The organism is Lyngbya sp. CCY1209 (genome assembly GCF_035615495.1).
Taxonomy (GTDB): domain Bacteria; phylum Cyanobacteriota; class Cyanobacteriia; order Cyanobacteriales; family Microcoleaceae; genus Limnospira.
The window spans coordinates 1-309 of sequence record NZ_JAJENU010000329.1; the positions used below are offsets into that span (position 1 = coordinate 1).

At 47.2% G+C, this 309-nt stretch carries 1 protein-coding gene; it reads right to left on the reverse strand.

The genetic code is table 11. The features are described 5' to 3' along the window. The coding region (locus LKE08_RS09480; RefSeq protein ID WP_375341413.1) for a reverse transcriptase N-terminal domain-containing protein at positions 1-296 on the reverse strand (296 nt) is incomplete at its 3' end. Positions 297-309: the final 13 nt, after the last annotated feature.

Sequence of the window (309 nt, forward strand, 5' to 3'; positions counted from 1 at the left end):
AGGGTGAACCTTTGTTTCGGGGATATCGCTATCACTCCATCCACTCCGGCTGTTTTCTTGCCTTGGTTATCTTGGGTTACTCGCCTTACCGCTAGGAGCCTTGCGTAGTATGACTTCAAAAGGAGTCTCTGCAACCTTCTAGCTTTTGCGTCTTGTCCCGATTGAGCCGCTTGATAGATACGTTTTTGCAACTTGAAAACCATCCGCTGGACTTTCGCCCAATTGATAGCTTTCCATGCATTCTTAGTGACCGTTGGTTTCGGCTTGCCGAATCCTTTGGTTTGACTAGACGCCATTATTGCTACTCAA